This is a genomic window from Rhizobium sp. RU33A, assembly GCF_900156055.1.
GTDB lineage: Bacteria > Pseudomonadota > Alphaproteobacteria > Rhizobiales > Rhizobiaceae > Allorhizobium.
Genome location: NZ_FTMQ01000001.1, coordinates 1,021,148 through 1,045,484 on the forward strand (window position 1 = coordinate 1,021,148; position 24,337 = coordinate 1,045,484).

General features: G+C 61.9%; 22 protein-coding genes and 1 riboswitch. Of the genes, 15 read left to right on the forward strand and 7 right to left on the reverse strand.

Features of this window, described 5'->3' with window-relative positions; genetic code table 11:
- Window positions 1-33: 33 nt before the first annotated feature.
- Window positions 34-921, reverse strand: coding sequence for a branched-chain amino acid aminotransferase (locus tag BW978_RS04955; RefSeq protein ID WP_076392724.1), 888 nt, complete (start codon window positions 919-921; stop codon window positions 34-36).
- 301 nt (window positions 922-1,222) lie between these two features.
- Between BW978_RS04955 and BW978_RS04960 the strand changes: the two genes are divergently transcribed.
- Entirely contained in the window at window positions 1,223-2,020 is a 798-nt protein-coding gene (locus BW978_RS04960; protein ID WP_076393223.1) for a MipA/OmpV family protein, read from the forward strand.
- 81 nt (window positions 2,021-2,101) lie between these two features.
- Window positions 2,102-3,055, forward strand: coding sequence for a 4-hydroxybenzoate octaprenyltransferase (gene ubiA, locus BW978_RS04965; protein WP_076392725.1), 954 nt, complete (start codon window positions 2,102-2,104; stop codon window positions 3,053-3,055).
- 132 nt (window positions 3,056-3,187) lie between these two features.
- On the opposite strand, the gene BW978_RS04970 is transcribed toward ubiA, so the two are convergent.
- Window positions 3,188-3,754, reverse strand: coding sequence for a DUF6101 family protein (locus BW978_RS04970; protein WP_006726684.1), 567 nt, complete (start codon window positions 3,752-3,754; stop codon window positions 3,188-3,190).
- Between the two features lie 352 nt (window positions 3,755-4,106).
- On the opposite strand from BW978_RS04970, the gene BW978_RS04975 reads away from it, so the two are divergent.
- The 4 genes from BW978_RS04975 to modC all read left to right on the forward strand — a co-directional run bounded on the left by BW978_RS04975 (window position 4,107) and on the right by modC (window position 9,000).
- Entirely contained in the window at window positions 4,107-6,290 is a 2,184-nt protein-coding gene (locus BW978_RS04975) for a DUF1217 domain-containing protein (RefSeq protein ID WP_076392726.1), read from the forward strand.
- 95 nt (window positions 6,291-6,385) lie between these two features.
- A complete protein-coding gene (modA, locus tag BW978_RS04980; protein ID WP_076393225.1) occupies window positions 6,386-7,183 on the forward strand; it encodes a molybdate ABC transporter substrate-binding protein in 798 nt (265 codons plus the stop codon).
- A gap of 30 nt (window positions 7,184-7,213) precedes the next feature.
- A complete protein-coding gene (modB, locus tag BW978_RS04985) occupies window positions 7,214-7,915 on the forward strand; it encodes a molybdate ABC transporter permease subunit (RefSeq protein ID WP_076392727.1) in 702 nt (233 codons plus the stop codon).
- Window positions 7,915-9,000 (forward strand): molybdenum ABC transporter ATP-binding protein, encoded by a 1,086-nt coding sequence (gene modC / locus BW978_RS04990; protein WP_076392729.1) that lies wholly within the window; start codon window positions 7,915-7,917, stop codon window positions 8,998-9,000. Before modB ends, modC begins: the two co-directional genes overlap by 1 nt.
- A 4-nt stretch (window positions 9,001-9,004) precedes the next feature.
- Here modC and BW978_RS04995 read toward each other — a convergent pair whose 3' ends face one another.
- From BW978_RS04995 to BW978_RS05005, 3 genes are read right to left on the reverse strand one after another with little or no spacing between them, the layout of a single operon-like run.
- The gene (locus BW978_RS04995) at window positions 9,005-9,391 is read right to left on the reverse strand and encodes a winged helix-turn-helix domain-containing protein (RefSeq protein WP_076392731.1); all 387 of its coding nucleotides are present in this window, start codon (window positions 9,389-9,391) and stop codon (window positions 9,005-9,007) included.
- A gap of 4 nt (window positions 9,392-9,395) precedes the next feature.
- Complete coding sequence (locus BW978_RS05000; protein ID WP_076392733.1) at window positions 9,396-10,823, reverse strand: FAD-binding oxidoreductase; 1,428 nt, start codon at window positions 10,821-10,823, stop codon at window positions 9,396-9,398.
- Window positions 10,824-10,828: 5 nt separating this feature from the next.
- Window positions 10,829-11,821, reverse strand: coding sequence for an L-threonylcarbamoyladenylate synthase (locus tag BW978_RS05005; protein ID WP_076392735.1), 993 nt, complete (start codon window positions 11,819-11,821; stop codon window positions 10,829-10,831).
- A 218-nt stretch (window positions 11,822-12,039) separates the two neighbouring features.
- On the opposite strand from BW978_RS05005, the gene BW978_RS05010 reads away from it, so the two are divergent.
- On the forward strand, window positions 12,040-13,119 hold the full coding sequence (locus BW978_RS05010; protein ID WP_076392737.1) for a GGDEF domain-containing protein: 1,080 nt from the start codon (window positions 12,040-12,042) through the stop codon (window positions 13,117-13,119).
- Between the two features lie 16 nt (window positions 13,120-13,135).
- Here BW978_RS05010 and BW978_RS05015 read toward each other — a convergent pair whose 3' ends face one another.
- A complete protein-coding gene (locus tag BW978_RS05015) occupies window positions 13,136-13,741 on the reverse strand; it encodes a DUF6656 family protein (RefSeq protein WP_076392739.1) in 606 nt (201 codons plus the stop codon).
- 304 nt (window positions 13,742-14,045) lie between these two features.
- Window positions 14,046-14,249, forward strand: a riboswitch (cobalamin riboswitch).
- 102 nt (window positions 14,250-14,351) lie between these two features.
- On the opposite strand from BW978_RS05015, the gene BW978_RS05020 reads away from it, so the two are divergent.
- From BW978_RS05020 to minE, 7 genes are all read left to right on the forward strand, one after another.
- A complete protein-coding gene (locus BW978_RS05020) occupies window positions 14,352-15,596 on the forward strand; it encodes an aromatic ring-hydroxylating oxygenase subunit alpha (RefSeq protein WP_076392741.1) in 1,245 nt (414 codons plus the stop codon).
- A gap of 2 nt (window positions 15,597-15,598) precedes the next feature.
- Window positions 15,599-16,684 (forward strand): FAD-binding oxidoreductase, encoded by a 1,086-nt coding sequence (locus tag BW978_RS05025; RefSeq protein ID WP_076392743.1) that lies wholly within the window; start codon window positions 15,599-15,601, stop codon window positions 16,682-16,684.
- Window positions 16,685-16,909: 225 nt separating this feature from the next.
- Entirely contained in the window at window positions 16,910-17,335 is a 426-nt protein-coding gene (locus tag BW978_RS05030) for a BA14K family protein (protein WP_076392745.1), read from the forward strand.
- Window positions 17,336-17,542: 207 nt separating this feature from the next.
- Entirely contained in the window at window positions 17,543-18,031 is a 489-nt protein-coding gene (locus tag BW978_RS05035) for a BA14K family protein (RefSeq protein ID WP_076392747.1), read from the forward strand.
- Window positions 18,032-18,219: 188 nt separating this feature from the next.
- A complete protein-coding gene (gene minC, locus BW978_RS05040) occupies window positions 18,220-18,990 on the forward strand; it encodes a septum site-determining protein MinC (RefSeq protein ID WP_076392749.1) in 771 nt (256 codons plus the stop codon).
- A 29-nt stretch (window positions 18,991-19,019) separates the two neighbouring features.
- Complete coding sequence (minD, locus tag BW978_RS05045; protein ID WP_076392751.1) at window positions 19,020-19,835, forward strand: septum site-determining protein MinD; 816 nt, start codon at window positions 19,020-19,022, stop codon at window positions 19,833-19,835.
- Window positions 19,832-20,092 carry a cell division topological specificity factor MinE gene (minE, locus tag BW978_RS05050; protein ID WP_006726700.1) on the forward strand — a complete coding sequence of 87 codons (261 nt, stop codon included), beginning with the start codon at window positions 19,832-19,834 and terminating at the stop codon, window positions 20,090-20,092. Before minD ends, minE begins: the two co-directional genes overlap by 4 nt.
- 110 nt (window positions 20,093-20,202) lie before the next feature.
- Here minE and BW978_RS05055 read toward each other — a convergent pair whose 3' ends face one another.
- Complete coding sequence (locus BW978_RS05055; RefSeq protein WP_076392753.1) at window positions 20,203-22,113, reverse strand: PhoX family protein; 1,911 nt, start codon at window positions 22,111-22,113, stop codon at window positions 20,203-20,205.
- A 403-nt stretch (window positions 22,114-22,516) separates the two neighbouring features.
- Here BW978_RS05055 and BW978_RS05060 point away from each other — a divergent pair, with 403 nt between their 5' ends.
- Window positions 22,517-24,295 (forward strand): acyl-CoA dehydrogenase family protein, encoded by a 1,779-nt coding sequence (locus BW978_RS05060; protein WP_076392755.1) that lies wholly within the window; start codon window positions 22,517-22,519, stop codon window positions 24,293-24,295.
- The last annotated feature ends 42 nt before the right edge of the window (window positions 24,296-24,337 follow it).

Consider the following 24,337-nt stretch of genomic DNA (forward strand, 5'->3'; position numbering starts at 1 on the left):
GGCCGGGACGCGGGGCAGGGGCGTTGCGAGACGTCAGCCGTCCGTGCCGGCTGTCGACTTTGCCCAGTCCATGTAAAGCTCCAGCGCCTTGCGCGTCACCGGGCCTTCCTGGAACTGCGCATCGTCGAGACGCGTCACCGGCACGACCTTGGAATAATTGCCGGTCTGGAAGATCTCGTCGGCATTCATGAAGTCCTCGACCGACAGTGTCACCTCGCGCACGTCGAAGCCGGCCTGACGCAGCAGGCCCATGATGCGGGCGCGGGTGATGCCGGCAAGGAAGGTGCGGTTGGCGGCTGGTGTGAAGACCACGCCGTCCTTCACCATGAAGACGTTGGACGACGCGGTCTCGACCACATTGCCGTTCATGTCGCGCACCAGCGCATTGTCGAAGCCGCGTTTGCGAGCGTCAATGATCATGCGGCCGGAGTTCGGGTAGAGGCTGCCGGTTTTCGCATCCGTCATGGCGCATTCTGGCGTCGGGCGCCGGAAGGGGGAAACCGTCAGCGAGGAGGGCTTTGCCGTGTGCATGGGCGCTTCGAACAGGCAGAGCGCAAACCGGGTCGATTCCGGATCGGCGGCGACCACCGAGCCCATCTGGCCGTGTTCGGCCCAATACATCGGCTTGATGTAGATCGCGGTCTTGCCGTCGAATTTCTCGACGCCTTCCCAGGCGAGGCGCTCGATCTCCTCGGCCTCCATGGTCGCCTTCATGCCCATATTGGCGGCAGAGCGATTGACGCGCTGGCAATGCAGGTCGAGATCGGGCGCGATGCCGTCGAACCAGCGCGCACCGTCAAACACCGTCGAGCCCAGCCACATCGCATGCGAGACCGGCCCGATCAGCGGCGGGTTGCCGGTAAACCATTCTCCGTCGACATAGGTGAAGGTGGGGGTACGGGCGGATGTATCGACGGCCATGGCGGGTCTCCTGTTCTCGTTGCTCTGCAGCAAAGTCGCCTCAGGCTCCAAGGTCAAGGTGAAACACGCCCTCAGGACACGATTTGGCAAAGATCCGGGTCAAAACCGCCTGTCGAGGAGGATTTCCACATGAATCCAGAAGCTTGGGTGATGGATCGATCAGTGCGCCTGATGGTCGTGACAGGCAAGCGGTCCGTGCCTGCCGGCGTGGTTAAAGATCCTGTAACGGATTCCTGAAATATTGAACGAAGTTGAGATCGCGATCTTCGGTCTTGTGTACTGCGTTTTCTTGGGGGTCTTCATGAACAGGCTGCGTATCATCGCCCTGCTTTCCGCATCGGTTGCGGTCTCGTCTTCGCCGGCCTTTGCTGACGGTCTCTTCTCCGGAAACTGGTATGTCACCCTCGGCGGCGCTGGCATCTCCGCACCGACCTTCGAAGGCTCCAAGAACCGAAAGCTCTTCTTCCAGCCGATCATTTCGGTCGGCCGTGGCGGTGCGCCGCGCTTCTCTTCGCGCAACGACAACCCGTCTTTCGCGATCTACAACACCGACGTGCTGCGCGCCGGTGTTGTCGGCAAGTTCGTGCCCGCACGTGACGCCGGTACTGACGATGCGCTGCGGGGCCTCTCCGAGGTCAAGTGGGGCGGCGAACTCGGTGGTTTCGCCGATGTCTATGTCACCGACTGGATGCGCGCCCGCGCCGAAGTCCGTCAGGGCATCCGCGCCCATGATGGCCTCGTTGCCGATGTCGCGGTCGATGCCTTCACCGATATCGCGCCCGATCTCAGGGTCTCGGCCGGTCCGCGCGTGACCTTCGCCACCAGCGGTTACACCAGCGCTTATTACGGCGTGGACGCCGCCGAATCGGCTGCGTCGGGGCTCAGCCAGTACAATCCCGGAGGTGGCGTCACCTCCTATGGTGCGGGCGGGGCGATCACCTGGAGCGCGACCGACAAGATCACGATGAGCGCCTTTACCGAATACAAGCGGCTCGCCGGTCCGGCTGCCGATTCGAGCCTCGTGCAGGAACGCGGCACCAAGAACCAGCTGATGTTCGGCGTCTCCGCCAGCTACAAGTTCGGCGTCAGCTTCGACTGACGAAAAGGCCGCAGTCGATTTTGCGGCGTCCGTGGGAGCGGGCGGTTTTCTTGAACCCGCCCATGCTCTATCACTTTGACCATGAGCACCACTGAGCCGAACATCGATCGCGTCATCGACGCGCCCTCCGACAACTTCGTCTATCGCATCCTGCCGCGATGGCTCTGGCCGCATGCCCAGCTCGCCCGCTGGGATCGGCCGATCGGCTGGCAGCTCCTGATGTGGCCCTGCTTCTGGTCCTCGGCTCTCGCCGCCAATGCGCTTGCGGCCGAGGGGCGCCTGAACCTTGCGCTTTTCGTCTTCCACCTCTTCCTGTTCTTCGTCGGTTCTGTCGCCATGCGCGGCGCAGGCTGCACCTATAATGATCTGGTCGACCACGATATCGACAACCTGGTCGCCCGCACGCGGTCTCGTCCGCTGCCGTCGGGGCGCATCTCGCGCCGCAATGCGAAGATCTTCATGGTCGTGCAGTCCCTGGTCGGGCTCGTCGTGCTGCTCTGCTTCAACAGCTTCTCGATCATGCTCGGCATCCTGTCGCTCGCCGTTGTTGCGATCTATCCCTTCGCCAAACGTTTCACCGACTGGCCGCAATTCTTCCTCGGGCTGGCTTTCTCCTGGGGCGGCCTCATGGGCTGGGCCGGCCTGCACGGCAATCTCTCGCTGGCGGCGATCCTCGTTTATGTCGGCGCGGTCGCCTGGACGATTGGCTATGACACCATCTACGCCCATCAGGACCGCGAGGATGATGCGCTGGTTGGCGTGCGCTCGACGGCCCGTCTCTTCGATCGCGATACCAAGATCTGGCTGAGCGGGCTTTACGGTCTAACACTGGTCCTGCTGTTGTCGGCTTTCATCGCCGGAGGAGCGGCTTTCCCCGCAATCATAGGCCTCTTGATTGCTGCCGGGCTTTTCGCCTGGCAGATCAAGGTGCTCGACATTGATGACGGAGCACAGTGCCTGGCGCTGTTCAAGTCGAACAACCGCGTCGGCCTGATCATTTTCTTAGGCCTCGTCGCCGCCATTCCCTTCGCCTGAGCTTTGTTCAGGCGGCGCTAATCAACGCGACGATCTCGTTCCATTTCGAGACGCCTACAGCCGATATCCCTCAAAAGCCAGAGGCCCGGAAGTTGTCTTCCGGGCCTCTGGCTGTTCAGTCTTGGGACGCGATCAGTTGCGTGCGATGATTTCCTTTCCGGAAATCTTCATGGTTACACCCAGCTTGCCGGTCGTCCGGCGCACCAGAAAGCGGGGGCGACGCTCGGCGAAATAGGAGTGGCGGCGACGCGGCTGCGTCTCCTTGGTACGCACATCGCCGAGATGGTCTTCAAGCGGGCGGGCAACGCCGTCGGCCTCGACCATCAGCATCGGGATGCGGAAGGCATCCGCCCAGCCGCGCCAGTCGGCGGCGATGTCGCAGAGATCATGCGCGACCAGGAGCGGAATGCACAAATCCGGGTCCTCGTGATGCAGTTCAAGCGTGACCGTGACCTCGCCGTCGCCATGGTCGATGGCACGAGCGGCAACGCCTTTGAAGGCACGCGTCGGAAGAGCGAAGGAAAGCGGCAGGCCGCTCCCTGGAAGGACCTTGCGCAGAACGGCACCGCGCTCGTCGATGGTGATCGTGACGTCGCCCAGAGCGCCCCGCAATGCGTAAGTCACCTGCTGGGGGAACCGCGAGGGATCCAGACGCAGAGTGGCGCCGGCCCATGCTGGCTTCAAAACCGTGTTCGTCATCTTCATGCTACCCTTGTTTTACCCGAGAGCGCGTCATGTGCTCGTCTGTTCGGGACTTTTCGTCCTCTGTAGGGGCAAGATAGCCAGCCGCTGTTGGAGACAGCTTAAAAGACGCGGTAAAGAAAACCTTGCGCGGTCAAATGGTTAGTTTTGTCGTACCGCTCACGGTTTCGAAAAGGTGAAAGTCCTCTTCGATCTGTTCCATGGCGAAACGGATACCGCCTGACGGGGCTGGGCATCGACGTTAGAGCTCAAAAACGACCTGAGGCTTCTTCATGAATTCATAAAGCTTGAGGCAAGGATTTTGCGCCATACTGTGATTCGCGCGCGCTGTGTTCTCTGAGGAATTCCGATGGTTTCGACCTATCTGAGCTACAATCTCGTCAACCGTGACATCAAGGGGAGCATCAACCGCACCGCTTCGGATCCGGTCGTTGCGCGCCAGACCGAGTACTTCAAGGAGAACATCGGCAAGGTGTCGACGGTCGAGGAATTCCTCGACGACTACCAGCTCTATTCCTATGCGATGAAGGCCCATGGTCTGGAAGAGATGACCTATGCCAAGGCCTTCATGAAGAAAGTTCTGGACAGCGACCTCTCCGACGAAGACAGCTTTGCCAATCAGCTGTCGGACGAGCGTTACCGCAACTTCGCCGCCTCCTTCCAATTCTCGGCGGAAAAGACAGATCTGCAGACGGACTCCCAGCAGGCGATCCTGCTCGAAAGATACGAAGCGTCGCTTTCCGCCCAAAGCGATACGCTGGAGGCGGAAGCCTTCTACTACGAGGCCGTGATCGACAACATCACCAGCGTCAGCGGCCTGGTCAACAACAGCCGCCTGATGACCTTCGCACTCGACGCCTACGGCATCGATGGCACCTTTTATACGAAGGATCATCTGACCAAGGTCCTGACCAGCGACACGTCCGATCCGGACAGCTATGTCAATCAGATGGTTGCCAATGGTGCGGCCAATGCGTCGAACTTCCTGGAGCTTGCCAAGGCTTTCAGCTTCAATGCCGACGGCTCGCTGTCGGGCGCGACCGCCCAGACCGCAGCCCAGAAGGAAGCGACCGTCTCACTCTATGTCGACGAAGAGCAGATCTACGTTACGGATTACTACCGTCAGCGCGAGCGCGCCTATTACGAGCAGAAGATCGCGACGATCACCTCGGTCGACGAACTGACCGCCGATGCGCGCCTGTTCAACTACGTCAAGACGGCCTTCGAGCTGGGCTCGATGGGTGCCTCGACCTTCAAGCTGATCGTGACGAGCGACACCTCAGACCCGGGCAACTACGCAGCCACCAATGGTGGCGATGCCTGGGTGGCGATCGCCGGCAAATTCAACTTCGCCAGCGATGGCTCGGTCGAAAGCGGTATGACCGCGCAGGGTTCCACACAGCTCGCATCGACCAATTCGGGCTTTGCAACCTTCTACGACGATGCGGATGTAGAGCGCAAAGAGGCTTTGACCGAGCTCTTCAAGACCAATATCTCCGAGGCCGAAAACGTCGATGACATTCTGACCGACACGACGATGCGCCTTGTCCTGCAGCGTACGTTCGGTTTCGAGGCCAACGAATTCTCGGTGCGCGAACTGAGGCAGGCCCTGACCAGCGATTTCACTGATCCGAACAGCTTTGCCAACAAGTCGAAGGACACGCGTCTGATCGAGATGTCGAAGCTCTTCAACTTCGACAGCCAAGGCAATGCCGCAGTGCCGCTTTCGCCGCACAACACGCTGACGGCAACGATGATCGCTAAGCAGTTCGTCATCAACGAAGTCCGCTTCCTTGACGAGAACGAGAAGACGGCCGCCCGCGAAGCCGCGACCAAAAAGGCCGAGGTGTACCAGGAGCGTATTCAGTCGATCGACACCGTCAAGGAGCTGCTCGCCGATCGCGAAGTTATCGACGTGGTCGTCGGCGCCTACGGCCTGGATGCAGAGAATGTTACCGATGACTTCCTCAAGCAGGTTTTCGCATCGGACCTCTCCGACCCCAAGAGCTTCGTCAATCAGCAGCCGGATGGCCGCTGGGCTGAACTCGTCGCTTCCTTCAACTTTGACGCCAATGGCAATCTGACCCGCGAGACGATCGGCACGGTCCAGCAGCGTGGCGAGACCCTCGAAACTGTGAACAAGTATCTCCGGCAGACGCTGGAAGAAAACGAAGGCGCAAGCAATGAGGCCGTCCGCCTGGCGCTTTACTTCGAGCGCACCGCTCCCAACATCACCGATGCCTACGGCCTCATCGCCGACGACGCGCTCATGGCGGTGTTCCGGACGACCTTCGGATTCTCGGACGAATTCTCCAACATGGACGTCGACCAGCAGGCGCGTGTCATCAACGACAACCTCGACCTGGCCGAGCTTCAGGATCCGGCCAAGCTCGAGCGGTTCCTGCAGCGCTACACGGCCATGTACGACACGGAAAACAATGTCGGAGCTTCTTCCGCAGCCACCATTCTGGCGGGCGGAGGCGGCAGTATTTCCGCCGATCTCCTGTTCAGTCTGGCGCAGCTCAAGGCCTGATCCCAGTTTAACCAAGCAACCCGCCGCCATCTTGCCGGCGGGTTTATTTTTGGCTATCGATATATCCAAGCGGATATATCGAATGGGAGCTGATGATGATCCAAGCGCTGAGAAGTGCCGCATTTGCAATTGTTGCACTGATGGCTGTAACCGCTGCCAGCCCTATCGGCGGCATCGCTCATGCCGAAGAGCCGGTGACCGTTTTCGCCGCTGCCAGCCTGAAGGAGAGCGCCGAGAAGGTTGCTGCTGCCTGGAAGGCGGCTGGCGGTACAGATGTCACCTTCTCCTTTGCCGGAAGCTCCGCACTTGCCAAACAGATCGAGGAGGGCGCACCGGCGAATGTCTTCATCTCTGCCGATCTCAAATGGATGGATCACCTCGACAAGGCCGGTAGCGTCAAGACGGAAACCCGCGTCAACCTGCTCGGCAACCGAATTGTGCTGGTTGCTCCGAAGGACTCGTCCGCAGCAACAACCATCGCGCCAGGCTTTCCACTTGCCGCACTTCTGGGCAATGAGCGCCTCGCCATGGCCAATGTCGATGCGGTTCCTGCCGGTACCTATGGCAAGGCCGCCCTCGAAAACCTCGGCGTCTGGGAGAGCGTCAAGGACAAGGTCGCGCAAGCCGAGAATGTCCGTGCCGCTCTCCTGCTCGTCTCGCGCGCCGAAGCACCGCTTGGCATTGTCTACGAGACCGACGCGAAAGTTGATCCCGGCGTGAAGATCCTCGACCGCTTTCCCGAGGACAGCCATCCCGCCATCGTCTATCCCGCAGCTCTCACGACGGATAGCGAGAACCCGCGCGCCGCCGACTTCCTCGCTTACTTGCAGGGCGCGGACGCCCATGCCATCTTCACCGCCGCCGGCTTCACAGTGCTCGCCAAGACCAACTGAAGCCAAAACCGCCATGACCAAGCATCCGGGATGCCCCATTTGACCCTGACGGCCGAAGAATGGACCGCGATGCTCCTGAGCCTCAAGGTCGCGGCCGTTGCCGTCACCTTCTCGCTTCCGCTGGGGTTGCTGGTGGCCTGGCTCTTGTCGCGCAAGGAGTTCTGGGGCAAGTCGCTCCTGAACGGCCTTGTGCATCTGCCGCTGATCCTGCCGCCAGTCGTCACGGGTTACCTGCTGCTGATCACCTTTGGCCGCAGAGGCGCCGTCGGCGCCTTTCTGGAGCAGACCTTCGGCCTCGTCTTCTCTTTCCGGTGGACGGGTGCGGCCCTTGCCGCGGCCGTCATGGGCTTTCCGCTGCTCGTGCGCTCCATTCGCCTGTCCCTCGATGCCGTCGATCGCCGGCTGGAAGCGGCCGCCGCGACGCTCGGCGCCCCACCGCCTTACGTCTTCTTCACGGTGACCCTGCCGTTGATCCTGCCCGGCATCGCTGCCGGCGTGATCCTCGCTTTCGCCAAATCGATGGGCGAATTCGGCGCGACGATCACCTTTGTCTCCAACATTCCCGGCGAAACCCAGACGCTGGCATCGGCGATCTATACCTACACGCAGGTGCCCGGTGGTGACCTCGCCGCCATGCGCCTCACCGTGATCTCGATAGTCCTGTCGCTCAGCGCCCTCATCGCTTCCGAGTTTCTGTCACGCCGCATTGCCGCTCGTGTGGGGGCCGCCTGATGCTGGAGCTTGCGATCCGTCATCGTCAGGGTGATTTCACGCTTCAGGCCGATCTTGCGGTGGGCGAGGGGCTGACGGCGCTGTTCGGTGCCTCGGGCTCTGGCAAGACGACGTTGATCAACACCGTTGCCGGCCTGGTCCGACCTCAGGAGGGGCGCATCAGCTTCAACGGCGAGACCTGGAGCGACGCCTCGACCTTCGTACAGCCACATCGCCGCCGCATCGGCTATGTCTTCCAGGAGGGGCGCCTCTTTCCGCATCTGACGGTCCTGCAGAACCTGTGCTACGGCGAACGCCTGCTTCCGCGCGCGGAACGTCGCGAGGATCTCACCCGCATCACGTCGCTCCTTGGCATTACCGATCTGCTCGCCCGACGCCCATCCCATCTCTCCGGTGGCGAAAAGCAGCGCGTGGCACTTGGCCGTGCGCTGATGGCAAGCCCGAAACTGCTCCTGATGGACGAGCCGCTCTCGGCGCTCGATGGCGCGCTGAAGGCGCAGATCCTGCCCTATATCGAGCGCATCCGCGATGAATTCGGCGTGCCGATCCTCTATGTCAGCCACTCCGTCGAGGAGGTGGCCCGGCTGGCAACGGCCGTCGTCACCTTCGACGCCGGCAGGGCGAATGCCGTCGGGCGGCCCGATGAAGTACTTTCTATAGTGGCCCAGGCCTCCGGCGAGCTTCCGGCAGGTAATTTCATCGAAGCCGAGATCACTGGGCATCATGAGGACGACGGCCTCACAGAAGCGCTGTCAGCAGCCGGCCCGATCCTGCTGCGGCGCAGTTCGATGCCGGCCGGGACACGGGTGCGCGTCTTCGTGCCGGTTTCCGACATCGTCGTCGCGACGGATGCGGGCGAGGGGCTTTCAGCGCTCAACCGCCTGCGCGGTCACATCGTCGATCTTGCCGAGCGTGACGGAGGCAGTGTGACGCTGACCGTCGATTGCCACGGCCAGAGCCTGATTGCCGAGGTCACCCGGCGCTCGTGTCGCCAACTTGCACTCGCGCCTGGAATGCGCGTGGATCTGCTGTTCAAGACGGTCTCGATCGCTTCGGAAGGCCTGTTTCGCCAGGCCAGACGCTGACGCATCAGCCTTCGTCGTCGCCCTTGCTACCACCGGCGGCGAACTCCGCCGCCTGCATGCTTTCAAGCCATGCCAGATCACTCTTGAGTGCGTTTCGGCTCTCTGCATCCATGCGCCGGCATGCGACGAGCAAAGTCTCGCCGAACGGCGTGAGGCCCGCGCCACCGCCGCTTCTGCCGCCATGCCGGGTGAGGATCGACGGCTCCTGGAACATGCGGTTGATCTCGTCCGCAAGCAGCCAGGCCCGCCGATAGGACATGCCCATGGCCGCCCCCGCGGCCCGGATCGAGCCGTGCTCCTCAATCAGCGAAAGCAGCTGCGCCTTGCCCGGCCCGAGCCGCGCGCCGTTGGAAAGGTCAATCCGAAGCGAAAGGCGAGGCGCGCCGGTCATGGGCTCAGCCGATCACCTTGCCGGGGTTCATGATGCCGGCGGGATCGAAGGCCTGCTTGATGCGGCGCATCAGGTCGGTTTCGATGGCCGGACGGCTGGCTGCAAGCTCGTCGCGCTTCAGCTGGCCGACGCCATGCTCCGCCGAAATCGAGCCCGTATGCTTGTGCACGACCGCATGCACGACGGCATTGACCTCGCGCCAGCGGCCAATGAACTCTGCCTTGTCGGCGCCGACAGGCTGGCTGATGTTGTAATGGATATTGCCATCGCCGAGATGCCCGAAGGCGCAGATCCGTGCATCCGGCATCAAGGCATGCACGGCAGCATCCGCCTCCTTGAGGAAGGCCGGGATGCGGGAGACGGGCACCGACACGTCATGCTTGATCGATCCGCCCTCCGGTCGCTGCGCTTCGGACATGCTCTCGCGCAGGTGCCAGAAGGCATCCTGCTGGGCCAGCGAACTGGCGATCGCCGCATCCGACACGAGACCTGCCTCATGCGCTTCTGCCAAAAGCTCATGCATCATCGTATCTGCGGTCTCGGCCGAATCCGAAGTCGAGATGTCGATGAGCGCATACCAGGCATGGATCGAGGCGAGCGGGTCACGCACGCCGACAATATGCTTGGTGGTGAATTCCACGCCGATGCGTGGCATCAGCTCGAAGCCGGTGAGCGCCGAGCCGCAGCGCTGCGACGCCTTCTCGAAAAGGGCAAGGGCTGCCTCCGGTGAAGCGAGGCCCGCATAGGCCACCTGCCGCCCACGCGGACGCGGTACCATCTTCAGCACGGCGCCGGTGATCACTCCAAGCGTGCCCTCCGCGCCGATGAAGAGATCGCGCAGGTCGTAGCCGCTGTTGTCCTTCTTCAGGCGCCTCAAGCCATCCCAGATCTCGCCGGTCGGCAGAACGACTTCCAACCCAAGGCAGAGCTGGCGCATATTGCCATAGGCGAGCACGGCCGTGCCGCCGGCATTGGTGGCGAGATTGCCGCCGATCCGGCATGAGCCTTCAGAACCCAGCGACAGCGGAAACAAGCGGTCATGCGCCTCGGCCGCCTTCTGCACATCGGCAAGAATGGCGCCGCCATCGGCGACGATCACGTCGGCGACCGGATCGACTTCCCGGATCCTGTTCATACGTTCGAGCGAGAGCAGCACATCGTGTCCGTCTTCGCGGGGCACTTGCCCGCCGACAAGTCCGGTGCGGCCGCTGACCGGCACGATCGATGTGCCCGTCTCGGAGGCGAGCTTGAGGATGGCTGAAACCTCTTGGGTCGAGCCAGGCTTCAGCACCAGCGGCGAGGCGCCGTGATAGAGCCCCCGGTTCTCCGTCAGATAGGGTTTGATGTCCTCGAGCTTGGTCAGCGCATTGGCCTCGCCGACGATACCGACGAAGGCGCGCAGACGGTCCGCAAGGCTCATGGTCACATTCATCTTTGTCATCCCTCCGAGCCACGTGGTGCAGCCGCCCGCATCAGCCGGTCGTTGATCGCCTCACCCAGACCCTCGTCCGGGATGGGCGCTACGGCAATACTTGCAGCACCACTTGCATCGGCCCGCTTCAGATAATCGAAAAGATTGCTGGCCGCCTCGGTGAGGTCCGCCGTGGGGCTCAGGTTGAAAACGGCATGTGCTGTCGATGCACCGGATATGTCGCCGGGACCAAAGGTGATCAAGGCTTCCCGACCGGAGACCTCTGTCGCATTCAGTCGTACGGCAGCATTCGGCGCATAATGCGAGGCGAGCATGCCCGGTGCCTCGATCGCCGCCGTTCCAGACGTCTTTGGACGCATGACCGACTTGCCCGTGATGGCCTCAATCGCCTCGACGGCGATGCCACCCGGTCTGAGCAGCCGGATCTCGCCGTCTTCCACCTTCACGATCGTCGATTCCAGGCCAACGGGGCAGGGGCCGCCATCGACGATGACCTCGATCTTCTGGCCGAGATCGGCCTCCACATGCTGCGCCGTCGTCGGGCTGATCCGTCCGGAGGAATTGGCGCTCGGTGCTGCAAGTGGCCGGTCGAGACTGCGAATGAGCTCAGCGGTAAAGCCGACAGGCACGCGTATGCCCACGCTATCGAGCCCCGCGGTCGCCAGCGGATGAATGCCGCAATTGTCCTTGAGCGTCAGAACGAGCGTCATCGGCCCCGGCCAGAAAGCCTCCGCCAGTTGCCGCGAGATCGGATCGAAGTCGGCGTAGCGTTCCGCCATCTCGAGATCCGCCATATGGCAGATCAGCGGATTGAAGCGCGGCCGCCCCTTGGTCTCGTAGATTGACGTTATGGCTGACGGATGGGTTGCGTCGGCTGCAAGCCCGTAGACGGTCTCGGTGGGGGTCGCCACGGGAAGGTGGCGCAACAGTACCTCAGTCGCCACCGCAATGGCCTCCGCCTTGTCCTTGTCGGTAGCGATCGGGATGATCCGCGCCATGTTCGAGAGCCTTCCAGTCTGCCTTCGATCGTCCTTATCCCGTGCGGAACGAGGCGGCAAACCTCTTTTTCGGCTGAGCTAGGGGCAGTTTCCACCCTAATTTTTAAAGGGGAGCCCAAATCTTTCGAATTTTAACTACCGACGTAACTGAAAGAAAGAATTGTTCGCCTATGGTCTGGACCAAGAGACGGGAAAGCCTCACTCGGGGAAGTGGACAGATGCAGCAAGTCAAGAATCCGGCCGCCAGCATTGCGCTTCGTGTCGCGACCGCCATGCATCAGATGGGCATCGACGGTCTGCCGCGCAATTACGAACTGGTCTATGAAGCCTATTCCGGCAGCAATCCGGAGCTGGTGCGAGAGTTCATTGCGCTGGGCAAAATCAAGACCCAGGAAGCCCTCGACGAACTCGGCCGCAAATATCTGCCGCATCATCATGAAGACGGGTTGTTGAGCCGCCAGAACGGCCAGGTTCGCGCCGAGATGAGCAATTTCATCAGCCTGCTGAACGAAGAGAAAATTTCGCTGACCGATTACGGCCGCGTCATCGGCCATGCTTCCAAGACCATTCTAACCGAAGCCGATCTCGAAGGCACGCCGCTCGGCCAGTCGATCAAGATGCTGAAGGCCGCGACCGAAAAGCGCGCCCACCAGAACAGCAATGTCGTGCGCGCCGTGGTCGACAAGACGGCATCGCTCGCCGACCTGCAGCGTGAGGCCGAAGAGGCCGAAGCAGCGAAGTTTGTTGATCCGGTCACCCGTCTGGCCTCCCGCCGCGCCTTCAACAAGGCTGTGGCCAAGATCTATGTGAATCCGGAAATGCCAGTGCTCTGCGGTGTCGCCATTGGCGAGATCGACGACTATGCGCGCATCCAGGAGCAGATGGGCCCGGCGGTAGCCGAGCGTTTCCTGATGCAGGTCGCCAAGGTGCTGGAAGCCGTCTCCGGCGGTGGCGATCTCGCCTGCCGCTTCGATGCAGGCCGCTTTGGTCTGCTGCTCTACACGTCCGACCAGGAAGAGATCAGCCGCGTCGTCGAACTCGTCCGCGCCAAGCTCAAGGCCACCAATTTCGTCGGCTCGTCGACGGGTGCGCGCATGGGCCAACTCGGCATGTCCTTCGGCATCTGCTATTCCGAGCAGGCCCCGAACGCCTTCGACTTCACCAACTTCGCCGAAAAGGCGCTCGCCACCTCCAAGGCAGCCGGCGGCGACACCGTGACGATCTACGGTGCAAGCGATTATGTCTCGAAGGATTGGCTGCTCTACAAGAAGAAGCCGGTCGGCGGTTTCGGCGCCTGAGCGCCGAAGTCCACTGTCAAAGTTTTGCGATGATCTTCCTGAGCTCGGCGTCTCGCGCGCCGAGCATCAGCACGTTCCGCAGCGCCTCTTTCGGATCCACGGTCTGGAACAGCAGACCGTTGTCGCGAAACGAACGATCGATGGTCATCGATTTTGCCTCCGCCTCCGGCTTGATTGCTACGGCGAAATACATGCGTCCGTAATTCTGCTTGATCTGCTCGAAGAACACCTCTTCCCCACCGAGTTCGGCAAAGAAATTGGCGATGTAGAAGGCCCATTTGACATCGGCATACTGCGCGAAATTCGTGCGCGCCGCCGTCACATGACAGTAGCCCAGATGCGGGCTGTTGTTCAGCGTGCGGTGGAAGATGACTTTGGGGAATTTGATCGACCGGTGAAAGCCGTTGATCCGCTCATGCGTCGTCTCGGCCGCCCGCTCCAGCCGCCGCCCGGTCCGGGCTGCCACTTCCTCATAGGAAAGATACCGGCGCTCGTCCGGCAGCCAGTCCTCGCGGCTGCGCGAGATCCGACCGGTTCTGAGGAACTCGGTATGGACCGCCTTTGAGGAGGGCGGCATTTGCGTTTCCGCTTTCGGAGCCGCGTAGTATCTGAGTTTCTGCATCTTGACGCTCTGACGGTACCCGGACTGATTGCTTGAGCTTAACGCAGCATGGTTAATCATGATTTGATGGTATTCTACGTCAGCGAGGTTTCGCGAGGCTTGCCGCAGTGCAGTTCCTTGGCCGCTGCCTCAAATCGTCCATTTGCGCCATAATTTCACCGATCAGAAAGACGCCGCCGCTACACCCTTCGGAAAACAATGGGAGATTCCCGAAATCGCCGCCCTCAACCGTCGTCTGTGCGATGTCGCAAACGATTTGGGCCGTGTCGTTCTGCAATGCAGCGGAGGCCCGCGGCCTGTGATTAGATGCAGGCAAGCTCGAGGTGCTGCCCTGCTAGGGAGGGTGGGAAATCGGGAAGCCGGTCAAAATCCGGCGCTGCCCCCGCAACGGTGGTGGAGAATGCGTTTTGGCACAAGGCCACTGGGGGTAACCCTGGGAAGGCGCCGACGCGGTCCGCAAATGGACCACTCCTGAGCCCGGAAACCAGCCTTGGCAGACGGACATTTGAGGTTGCGGAGGGCGACCGGAGATAGCCATGCACACCGCCTTCCCAGGGCGACGGCAGGCTGCGCTCTCATCTCCCCCGAGTTTTTGAAACACGAGGACGACATGGATCTGCAGGCCAACGTGCTGCGCCAGCTGAAGAACCGCCGCGAGGGTTTCTCGCTCGAACAGCCATTTTACATCGACCAGGACTACTTCAAGCTCGACATGGAGATGATCTGGTATCGCGACTGGCTGTTTATCGGCCATGATTGCGAGATCCCGCGCGCCGGCAACTATTTCACCGCCCAGATCGGCGACTACCCTGTTGTCATCGTGCGCGGCAAGGATCAGGTGATCCGCGCCTTCCACAACACCTGTCGCCACCGCGGCCACCGCGTCTGCACCAAGGACAAGGGCGCCGCTGCCAAGCTCGTCTGCCCCTATCACAACTGGACCTACGACCTCGATGGATCCCTCGTCTTCGCTCGCCAGATGGGCGAGAACTTCGACAAGGCCGAATTCGGCCTGAAGACCGTCCACTGCGAAAGCGTTGGCGGCTATATCTTTGTCTGTCTGGCCAATGAGCCTGCCGATTTCGCCCCCATGCGCGCCTCCATCGAACCCTATCTGCGCCCGCATCGCCTGTGGGAAGCCAAGGTCGCCCACAAGAATACGATCATCGAGAAGGGCAACTGGAAGCTCGTCTGGGAAAACAACCGCGAATGCTACCACTGCGCCGGCAATCACCCGGAGCTCTGCCGCACCTATCCGGAAGCCCCGACCGCAACCGGTGTCCAGGGTGCGGGTGACGACCCGTTCATTTCCGAGCACTGGGCGCGCTGCGAAGCCGCAGGCCTCCCGTCCGCCTTCAACATGGATCCGTCGGGCCAGTTCCGCACGGCCCGCATGCCGCTGATAGAGGATGCCGAGAGCTACACCATGTCCGGCAAACGCGCCGTGAAGAAGCCGCTCTCCGCCGACGTTCCGATCAGCCATATCGGCACCATGCTGCTCTTCCACTATCCCACGACCTGGAACCACATCCTCGGCGACCACGCGATCTCCTTCCGCGTCCTGCCGCTGTCGGCCGAAGAGACCGCCGTCACCACCACCTGGCTGGTCAACAAGGATGCCGTCGAGGGCGTCGATTACGATCTCGAAGAACTGACCCATGTCTGGAACATGACCAACGACCAGGACCGTTCGATCGTCGAAGAGAACGCTTTTGGCATCCGCTCGCCGGCTTATGAGCCCGGTCCCTATTCCGTCGATCACGAAGGTGGCGTCATGCAGTTCGTCGAGTGGTATTCCAATTTCATGACGGGCCGCCTGCAGGGCGACAAGGCCCGCCTGTCCGTGGTGGCTTGATCATGAACATCGCCGTTACCCAATATCGCCATGTCGACGAGATGCGCCCCTGGTCCGACCGGGAGCATCTCTTGGAATGCGTCGCCGTCACGCCGGAAGCTGCCGACGTGATGACCTTCACCTTCAAGCCGAACAAGCCGGGCCTCTGGTTCCGTTATCTTCCCGGCCAGTTCGTCACGCTCGAGATCCCCGTCGGGCCTGAGCCGGTGATGCGCACCTACACGCTCTCCTCCAGCCCCTCCAGGCCCTATACGGTCGCGGTGACGGTCAAGGCGCAGAAGGACAGCATCGGCACGCGCTGGATGTTCGACAACCTGAAGCCCGGCATGGCGCTGAAGGCCTTCGGTCCGCTCGGCGACTTCTCCTATGCCAAGCACCCCGGCAAGAAATACCTTTTCGTTTCTGCCGGCTCCGGCGTGACGCCGATGATGTCGATGACCCGGGACCTCAGTGACCGCGCGCCAGACAGCGACATCACCTTCCTCAACTGTGCCCGATCGCCTGACGACATCATCTTCCGCTGGGAGCTGGAGGCCAAGGCCCGTGACATGCCGAACTTCCAGCTCGGCTTCATCATCGAGCAGCTTGGTCGCGGCCAGCTCTGGTCCGGCCTCAAGGGTCGCATCGACAAGGCAAAGATCGCGCTGCTTGCGCCTGATTTCCTCGAGCGCACTGTCTTCTGTTGCGGTCCGGCCCCCTTCATGGCGACCGTGCGCGAGGCGCTCGAAGGGGCAGGCTTCGACATGAAGCAGTACCACGAGGAGGCCTTCCAGCCGGTGAAGGCGGAGCCTCTGGTGGTGGTGGCTGACCATGCCGATGGCGAGCAGGCCACTAAGGTCACCTTCGCGATGTCCGGCAAGGACGGCCTCTGCGCCCCTGGCCACACGGTTCTCCAAGCGGCCCGTGTTGCCGGTGTCCGCATCGGGGCGGCCTGCGAGTCCGGCCTCTGCGGGACCTGCAAGGTCATGAAGCTCTCGGGCGATGTCGAGATGGACCACAATGGCGGCATCCTGGATGACGAGATCGACGAAGGATACATCCTCGCCTGCTGTTCAAGGCCGAAGGGCGACATCGAGATCGAAGCCTAGGCGTCGCCGAAGCAACCAGTTGACCGTGTAGAGAGGGCGGGTCCGGATTGGGCTCGCCTCCCGCTTTTCTGATGGGTCTCGCTACCCCTCAACCCCTTGCAGCGCAGGCCCTTGGGGTTTAGCATCCTCTGATGGAGGCTTCCGATGGCGGCATGCGATCGGACTTGGCCTCGGCCATGAAGGCCGGGTGTTCAACAGGTGTCTCCGGGTCAAGGGGGATCACGCATGAAGCTTGTTTCTGCTTTCGCCGTCGCATGCCTGGCTTTCGCCGGGTTTATGGCGTCTGGCACCGAAGTCCGCGCAGGCGGCATCGAAGTCCGCATCTACGAGCGCCATACCAGCTACCGTCACTACGAGCGCGTGACAGTCTATTCGCGCCATCACGTCTACCGTGGCCATGGCCAACGCCAACGGCTGCATCGACCGGGCTATGTCTATCACAATGGGCTCTGGCTCTCGCCGCGCTCGATGCGGGCGGGGGTGATCGTCGACAGGCCGATCCCGCGCCGCCACGTCGTGCATTATGGTGCGGGCATCAACCCGAAGCACTATAGCTGGTGCGCCGAACGCTACCGCTCCTATCACTGGCGCAGCAACAGCTTCCAGCCGTATCATGGACCGCGTCAGACCTGTCTGTCGCCCTATTACTGAGCTATTCGGGAACAATTGGCCTTTCCCTCCGTTGACGGGCACTTGCGCGCGGGAACGGTCGCTGGACCGTTGGGCGCGGAACGCGAAGCATGAACACGGCGTTAATCCTGAGTTCAGGCTGGCTTCGCTAATTTCAGTTCCAAGGTCGAGGACCGGGCATCATCGCCCGCTTCGTTCGACCCGGATAAACATGCAGGGAGAAGCATCATGAAGACTGCATTGAAGACGGCCGCCGTGGCAGCACTCGCGTCCATCATGGCCATTACCGGTATGATCCCGGCTCAGGCGCAGGTCATCCGCCCGGTCGCGCCAATCGCGGCCACGACCGACGCCACCACTGTGCAGTATCGAGACCGCTATGAGCGTCGCTTCGACCGACGCGTGGACCGCCGCATTGACCGCCGTATCGACCGCTACGAGCGCGAACGTTACTGGAACGGCCATCGTGGCTATCGCGAGCGCCGTGCAGGTCATCGCTACCACAATGGCTACTGGTACCCACTGGCAGCCTTCGCAGCCGGTGCGATCATCGGTGGCGCGATTTCCCAGCCGCGTCCGGTAGCGCCGCGCGCAGCCGGCCTCAATCCGCGCCACTATGATTGGTGCAATGCCCGCTACCGCTCCTACGATAGCCGCTCGAACACCTTCCAGCCGTATAACGGCCCCCGTCAGCAGTGCCTGTCGCCTTATTACTGATCGACAGGATCCTCTGATCCGGCTTCCTCAATGAGCCGGAAAGGGTTAACTTCAAGCCGCCCCGGCCTTTGCCGCGGGCGGCTTTTTTCATGCCCCGATCCGCCTGTTTCCTAACGGCAAAATCGCCGCGTTAACCATTTGTTAACCAAATCGGCGGTACTCCTTTCATCAACGATTTGTTTACATAGATGACCAAAGTGCTAACCGAACCTCGCTCCATCCGCATCAAGGGTAGATCCTTCCTGGCCGTCGTCCTGACGCCGGATCCGCCGTTCGACGACTGGCTTGTCCGGCTCGATGATCTCGCGGCCCGCTCTGCCGGGTTCTTCCTCGGTCGCCCCGTCGTGCTCGACGTGTCCGAGATCGAGATCGACCGTCCGCAATTGAAGGCACTGATCGCCGAACTCGCGGCGCGCAATGTCTCGATCATGGGCATCGAAGGTGGCCGCCCCTCCCTGGTCGAGCCGGGCATGCCGCCGCAGCTCAAGGGTGGCAAGCCGGCCGCCGACTACGAGGTGCCACGCAACGAAGCGGGCGAATCGGAAAAGGGAACCGGCACGGAAGAGGCCGCACGCGAGCATGCAGGGCAGTCAGCCCCTCAGGTCGTGGTGCAGCAGAGCCCGGTCTCGGCCCCGTCGATGATCGTGCGCGAAACCATCCGCTCCGGTCAGTCGGTGATCTACACCCAGGGGGATGTCACGGTCATCGGTTCGGTCCAGTCGGGCGCCGAAGTGATCGCCGGTGGCTCCGTCCACATCTACGGTGCGCTGCGCGGCAGAGCGCTCGCCGGATGCGTTGGCAATGCCGACGCAAGGATCTTCTGTCGTAAGTTCGAATCCGAGCTGGTTGCGATCGACGGTGTCTACGCGATGACCGACGATATGGATCCAGAATTGAAGGGGCATCCTGTTCAGCTTTGGCTGGAGGGGGATGCAATCATGACAGAGAGAATGACGTGAACTTGAGCGGGGATAGACAGGAGAACCACATGGGCAAGGTGATAGTCGTGACATCCGGCAAGGGCGGGGTCGGCAAGACGACCTCGACGGCCGCTCTCGGTGCAGCGCTGGCACAGCGCAATGAAAAAGTCGTCGTCGTCGATTTCGACGTAGGCCTTCGCAATCTCGATCTGGTGATGGGTGCCGAGCGCCGCGTCGTCTACGATCTCGTCAACGTCATCCAGGGCGACGCCAAGCTGCCGCAGGCGCTGATCCGCGACAAGCGGCTGGAAACCCTGTTCCTGCTGCCCGCCTCACAGACCCGCGACAAGGATAACCTGACCGCCGAAGGCGTCGAACAGGTCATCAACGAGCTGAAGAAGTATTTCGACTGGATCATCTGCGACAGCCCCGCCGGTATCGAACGCGGTGCAACGCTTGCCATGCGCCATGCCGATATGGCCGTCGTTGTGACCAATCCGGAAGTCTCCTCGGTGCGTGACTCGGACCGCATCATCGGTCTGCTCGACTCCAAGACGCTGAAAGCTGAGCGCGGCGAGCGCATGGAGAAGCATCTTCTGCTGACCCGCTACGACGCCAATCGCGCGCAGCGCGGCGACATGTTGAAGGTCGATGACGTGCTCGAGATCCTGTCGATCCCGCTGCTCGGCATCATCCCCGAAAGCATGGACGTCCTGCGCGCCTCCAACATCGGCGCTCCGGTAACGCTCGCCGATGCCCGCAGCGCGCCTGCCATGGCCTATTTCGATGCCGCCCGTCGTCTGGCCGGCGAAAACGTTCCGATCACCATTCCTGGCGAGAAGCGCGGCTTCCTCGACAAGATCTTCGCGCGGAGGGCCGCATGAGCATTTTCTCTCTGTTCCGCAAACAGCGGTCCGCACCGATGGCGCGGGAACGCCTGCAGGTTCTGCTCGCCCACGAGCGCGCCTCGCTCGAAAGCGATCTGGTGGCTATCCTGCGCGAGGAAATCCTCGCCGTGATCGCAAAGCATGTCGAATTCGACCGCGACAAGGTGCAGATCAAGATGGACCGCGACGAAGACGTCTCGATCCTCGAGATCGACGTCGAGATCCCGCGCAACGCCCAGCGCCTCGCCGCCTGATCGACCAGGTCGTTAGAAATGAGAAAGGCCGCCGCCGGGATCCCGGTCGGCGGCCTTCTTCGTTTGGGTTGAGGGCAGGGCAGGTTGCATCCGCCCTGCCGACCGAACCGTCAGCCCACCAGAGCGTTGTCGTCGCGCTTGATCGCCACGATCGTCGAGCGCGGCAGCTTGCCTTCGCCATCCGGGAAGGGCGCAGCAGGATGCTGAATGCCGGCGAACATGGTGCGCTTGTCGGCCGACCAGGTGAGGCCGGTGACTTCCGAACCCTTCGGGCCGGTCATGAAGCGCTCGATGCGACCGGTGACCGGGTCGCCGGCGAGCATCTGGTTATTGCCCTGACCAGCGAACTCGCCTTCGTTTGAGTCTTCGCCGTCGGTCTGGATCCAGACGAGACCGGTCGAATCGAACATCATGCCATCGGGCGAGTTGAACATGTTGCCTTCGTTGATGTTCGACGAGCCGGCATAGACGCCGTCCTTGTGCACGGCCGGATTGCCCGCCATGGCAAACAGGTCCCACTTGAACTTGCCATCGGCGTGGTCGTCATTCTCAGGGTACCAGCGCACGATCTGGCCGTATTCATTGGCTTCGCGCGGATTGACGGCGTTGATTTCCATCACGTCGCCACCGGCATTGGTGCGCATCTTGCCATCCTTGAGAACGGCGCGGTTTGAGTTGTTGGTCAGGCAGCAATAGGCTTCGATCGCAACCGGATTGATGGCAACCCATTCCGGACGGTCCATAGTGGTGGCACCAACCTTGGAAGCAGCCTGGCGGGTGAACACGGCGATCTCGTCGGCCTTCATGCCGGTTGTCTCTTCGGTGAGAGCCAGCCACTCGCCGGTACCTTCGTCGGAGAACTTGGCGACGTAGAGCGTGCCTTCGTCGAGCAGCTTCGAGGTGTCGCCACCCGGCACGTAGATACCGTTGGAGACGAACTTGTAGAGGAACTCGCCACGCTCGTCGTCGCCCATGTAGACGACCACGCGACCATCGCGTGCGATGACGACGGCGGCGTTCTCATGCTTGATGCGGCCAAGTGCGGTGCGCTTGATCGGCGTCGAGGAGGCATCCGACGGATCGATCTCGACGATGTAGCCGGCGCGGCGCGGCTCGTTCGGGTTCTTCGAAACGTCGAAGCGCTCGTCGAACTTCTCATAAGCATAGCGGGTCTCGGAGACGATGCCGTAGCGCTTGTAGTCCTCGGGCATTGCGAACTCGGCATTGGTGGAACCGAAGTAGCCGTTGAAGTTCTCTTCGCAGGTGAGGTAGGTGCCCCAAGGCGTCTTGCCGGCGCCGCAGTTGTTGAACGTCCCGAGACAGTCGACACCAGCGGGATCGGCAGCCGTCTTGACGAGCTCGGAGCCGGCAGCCGGACCCGAAAGCTTCATCGGCGTATTGTGATGGATACGACGGTTGAACGGGCTGTCGACGACGATTGCCCAGCCGTTTTCGCCTTCGGCCACTTCCATGACGGTGACGCCCTGCATGTTCTGCAGGATCTTCACGTCGTCGAGCGACTGCGGCATGCCTTCCGGCGCATGCGGAAGGTTGGTTTCGTTGTTGACGTATTCGTGGTTGACCGCGATCACCTGCGCGCCGCCGATGACGAACAGCTCCATACCGTCGGTGTTCTCACCGAAGACCTTGTCAGAATTCTCCAGCGATACACCCTTCATCGGGTCGATGTCGGAAGCCGTGGAGAACAGCGGCTCGCCCCAACGGGCGAGCGGCTTCCAGTTGTAGCCTTCCGGCACGTGGATGGTGTTGTCGGTCGCAATGTCGATCGGCTTGAAGGCGAAGCGCGAGGCGGCTTCCTGCGCCTGGGCCGAGGTTGAGCTCATCAGGTTGCCGACGGAGCCCATGGCAACGGCAGCCGAACCCATGGCCAGCACGCTGAGAAAGCCGCGGCGAGAGATGGCGCGTTCAACGACGCGGTCGAAGTCGGTCACGGCCGGCGGCGGATTGTGCAGCTCGTCCCACTCGTCCCAGGAGAGATGATTGGTGTTGGTGTCGGTCATGGCTGAGCCTCCTTTTGGTTGAAGTCCACCCTTCGACTAGTCAGGCTTGATAACAGGGATGTGACGAAATCGGGGCAGTCCGATAGTTGTGAAGGCGCTGATTTAGTCATTCCGGCGAAGGCCCAGCCGGTCGCCGTTTTAAGTCATTGGCGCATCTTGGCTTTGCTTCTGAGACTGCCGTTCTCTCCAGTAGCGAGGCATCGGACCGCTCACGCATCTTTATTGCGGCGGCAATCGTCACCTCGACTTTCACCTACATGGCACCGGGAACGAGGCCTCCTGTCGCATGCAAAAGATTTGACGTTTACGTAAAAATCAATTAGCCAGAAGTGAGAATAAGCCGCGCCTCCTGGGTGGGAGTCTGGGCGTGGCATGAAGCATACGCCAGATGGAGGAGCACGTCATGTACAAGGCGCCCGTAGAAGAGATCGCGTTCACCCTGAAGCACGTCGCAGGCCTCACCAAGGCCATCGAAGACGGCAAGCTCGGTGAGCTGAGCGACGACCTCGTTGATGCCATCCTCTCCGAAGCCGGCCGCTTTGCCAGTGACGAAGTCGCCCCGCTTGCCGAAATTGGCGACAAGCAGGGCGCCCGCATGGTCGACGGCAAGGTCGTGGTTCCCGATGGCTGGGACAATCTTTACCGCGCTTGGGCCGAAGGCGGCTGGAACTCGCTGACCGCGTCCGAAGATTTCGGCGGGCAGGGGCTTCCCCATATGCTGAATGTCGCCGCCCTCGAAATGTGGAATTCCGGCTCCATGGGCTTCGCACTCGGTCCGACGCTGACCATGGGTGCCGTCGATGCCGTCACCGCCCACGGCTCCGACGACCTGAAGGCGAAGTACCTGCCCAAGATGGTCTCCGGCGAATGGACTGGCACCATGAACCTCACTGAGCCGCATGCCGGCTCCGATCTCGGCGTGATGAAGTCCCGCGCCGAGCGCCGCGATGACGGCACCTACCGCATCTTCGGCCAGAAGATCTACATCACCTGGGGCGAACACGAGATCACCGAGAATATCATCCATCTCGTTCTCGCCCGTCTCCCCGATGCGCCGGCCGGCACGCGCGGCATCTCGCTCTTCCTCGTGCCGAAGTACCTTGTGAACGACGATGGCTCGATCGGCGCCCGCAACGATCTCCACTGCCATTCGCTGGAGCACAAGGTGGGCATCCACGGCTCGCCGACCTGCACCATGATCTATGGTGACGGCAAGTATGGCGATGAAGCCGGCGCCATTGGCTGGCTCATTGGCGAGGAAAACAAGGGTCTCGCCTGCATGTTCACCATGATGAACAATGCCCGGCTCGCCGTCGGCATGCAGGGTGTCGCCATCTGCGAAGCAGCGACCCAGAAGGCCGTGCAATACGCCAAGGACCGCACGCAAGGGAAGGCTCCCGGCTGGACCGGCTCCGGCATGTCGCCGATCATCGAACATCCGGATGTCGCCCGCATGCTGGTGACCATGAAGGCGCTGACCCAAGGCTCGCGCGCCATCTGCTATGTCTGCGCCCATGCCACCGACATGAGCCACCACGCAGAAGGCGATGAGGCCCGCCACTGGGCCGAGCGCGCAGCCTTGCTCACTCCGATCGCCAAGTCCTTCGCCACCGATGCCGGCGTCGATGTCGCCTCGCTCGGCATCCAGACCCATGGCGGCATGGGCTTCATCGAGGAAACCGGTGCCGCTCGCTTCTGGCGCGACAGCCGCATTGCCCCGATCTACGAAGGCACCAACGGCATCCAGGCCGCCGACCTCGTCACCCGCAAGCTGCCGCTCTCCAACGGCAACCATATCAGGGGTTACATCACCGAGCTGAAGCAGGTGGTGAATGCCGTGCGCGCCTCGAATCTCGAAGGCTTCGGCGACACCGCCGCCCGCCTCGACGCTAGCCTGTCGGATCTCGAAGACACCACCGAATGGCTGCTCTCGCAGATGGCATCAGGCAACACGTCGGCAGCGCTTGCAGGGGCGACACCCTACCAGCGTCTCTTCGGTCTCGCCTTGACCGGCGTCTACCTCGCCAAGGGCGCCCTTGCCGACGAGGACCATGGCCGCGACAACCGCCTGGCGCTCTGCCGCTTCGCTGCCGAGAACCTGATTGCCGAGACGGCTGCGCTCAAGGATCGCGTCGTCAATGGTGCCGCGAGCCTGGAAGCGGCACGCGCGCTGTTTGCTTGACGCTCCACCTCCCCCTGAAGGGGGGAGGTCGCCGCAAAGCGG